Origin of the sequence: Sulfuricurvum sp., from assembly GCF_049305995.1 — a bacterium.
GTDB lineage: Bacteria > Campylobacterota > Campylobacteria > Campylobacterales > Sulfurimonadaceae > Sulfuricurvum.
Genome location: NZ_JBAQPS010000200.1, coordinates 1 through 2,275, shown reverse-complemented (window position 1 = coordinate 2,275; position 2,275 = coordinate 1). Strand labels below are relative to the sequence as shown.

Genomic DNA, 2,275 nt, shown 5'->3' with positions numbered 1-2,275 from the left:
CTTTTGGATCGTAACGAAGCACTGCTTCACTAATAAGACGACGTTTTTGTTCACTAATCATCGTGATGATGATCGCCTGAGCCTCTTTGAGCTTCAATGATTCGAGAACGGGGAGTTTATCAAGATGCCCGAAATAGGCCATGTAGCCTAGTTTACGCGCATGAAGAACGTGTTTAAGATTATCCGAGATAATGACGAAGTTTCCCTGTTGAGCCTGTAGATTAGATGCAACGATTTTACCCAGTACCCCAAAGCCTGCAATGATAATGTGATCTTTACGAGCAATCGGGGTGATGACGTCCGATTCATAGAACTCTTTTTCAAAATACGATGAGAGTTTATAGATATTCCCGATGATGAACGGGGTGAGGATCATAGAGATAACACTCACCAAAATCAAAAAGCTCGCCATCTCCTCACTAATCAATTTTTGTGATCCGGCGAGAGCGAAAATAGCAAAGGAAAACTCTCCGATTTGTGCAAGTGAAAGGGCTGTTTTTGCTGAGGTATTTTTATCGGAGTTGCGTCGTATAATTGCGTAGATGACAAGTGCTTTAAAGAGCATGGCAAAGGCAAAAACGAAAATGATAATATGGATGTTTTGGGCAAAATAGAGCATATCGATCTTCGTCCCCACCCCGAAAAAAAAAGCCCCCAAAAGAAGGTCTTTATAGGTGGAAATATCGGATTCGACCTTGACGTTATAGCGGGTATCGGCGATAATCATCCCAGCGATAAAGGCTCCCAATGAATAAGTAAAACCCATACTATGTGCGAGGAGTGAAGCTCCGATGAGTATGGAGAAAACAGAACCTAAAAAGAGCTCTTCGAGTTCGGTTTTAGCTGAAAACTGTAAGAGTGCATTGACAATTTTATCTCCGATGGTAAACATAAAAACGACGACAAAAACAGCGGAAAGAAGAGTTTTAACGAGCACTTCGCCCAGCGAGAGGGTATCGTTGGATAAAAAGGTGATGAGCAATAAAATCGGGATAACGGCAAGGTCTTGAAAAATCAAAATCCCCATCGATTTTTGACCGTAGGGGGTATGGATATCTTTGGACTCTTTGAGATAGGTGAGGACAATGGCGGTGGAAGAGAGGGAAAATGCCAAAGAGATGATGAGCGAGGTGTTGAAATCAAGACGAAAAAGATAATGGGAGAGTAAAAAGATCACCACGACGCTGAACACGACCTGCAATAGACCGTTGGTGAGGAGAATATCTTTCATCTTTTTGATTTTATCCAGACTCAGCTCCAGTCCGATAGTAAACATCAAAAAGACGATCCCAAACTCCCCGATAAAATCGAGTGAATCGTTCGCTGAACCGTTAAACCCGAATAGGGTACTAACGATGGTCCCCGTCGCGATATAGCCGATGATATGCGAGATACCAAACCGTTTTAGGATGATGTTGAGTACCGTCGCGATCGCAACGGTTAAAAAGATTGAGAGTAATAGTGTTTCCATATGGGTATTATAGTGCAAGGTTCGTGCTAAGGGTGGTTAAAAAGTGGGCGGTTAGCTCTCACTTTTACCTAATGATTTAAAATGCAGTTATTTATAAATATCGCCGCGAGAACCTAAATCATAAAAATAAACGATAACTTTTTCATCGATAATGGTGTATAAAAATCGGTATTTTCCGATTCTCAAACGGTATTGGTTTATCTGAGCTTGAAGTTTTTTAACATCTACGTGTGGATTAGAGGGGAGGGGATTTTCGCAGATATATTTTAGATCGTCATAGAAACGTTTAACGACATTCTGGGATAATTTATCGATTTGTTTGACGAAATGTTTCGAAAATTCGATCTCATACATCGATATTTCGAGCCTTTGCGTACTCTTTCCAATTAAGGGTTTGAGAGTTTTTTAAATCTTCCATCGCCTCTTGGTAGGACAAGGCATTGGAATCGCTAAAGATAAGATCGTCATCATCTTCGATAATTGAGAGTCTATTTTGCGGGTAGAACTTTAAAAACTCTTTGAAATGCTCATAAATAGAGTCATCCAATCGGATACTCAATGTGTGCATAGGATACCTCCTCGCAATTTTTTTGATTATATCCATATCGATCTTTTAGATTTCTTTATTCCCGTATAGCTCTTTTTTCCTCTAACTGAGAATAAGTTTTTCTCTCGTATCCTCATACATTTTCGTCTCCAGTAAAAGAGATATTTTTTCAGTGGTGATCGTATCGACTACGATGATCGCTGAGGTGTTAAACGGATTTCCGCTGAGTTGAGTACGCAATACCATCTCAGTTTCGA

Annotated in this window: 3 protein-coding genes; all 3 read right to left on the bottom strand. The window is 40.3% G+C overall.

What is annotated here, in order from left to right; translation table 11 throughout:
• Positions 1-1,471 (bottom strand): cation:proton antiporter (locus tag WA010_RS06800; protein ID WP_422556389.1); only part of this gene is annotated, 1,471 nt, incomplete at its 3' end.
• Positions 1,472-1,558: 87 nt separating this feature from the next.
• Complete coding sequence (locus WA010_RS06795; RefSeq protein WP_422556388.1) at positions 1,559-1,825, bottom strand: type II toxin-antitoxin system RelE family toxin; 267 nt, start codon at positions 1,823-1,825, stop codon at positions 1,559-1,561.
• Positions 1,818-2,039 (bottom strand): hypothetical protein, encoded by a 222-nt coding sequence (locus tag WA010_RS06790; RefSeq protein WP_329658910.1) that lies wholly within the window; start codon positions 2,037-2,039, stop codon positions 1,818-1,820. Before WA010_RS06790 ends, WA010_RS06795 begins: the two co-directional genes overlap by 8 nt.
• Positions 2,040-2,275: the final 236 nt, after the last annotated feature.

Bases quoted from the DNA above. Each gene is read 5' to 3' on its own strand.
- WA010_RS06795 (WP_422556388.1), bottom strand. From the start codon at position 1,825: ATGTATGAGATCGAATTTTCGAAACATTTCGTCAAACAAATCGATAAA.
- WA010_RS06790 (WP_329658910.1), bottom strand. From the start codon at position 2,039: ATGCACACATTGAGTATCCGATTGGATGACTCTATTTATGAGCATTTC.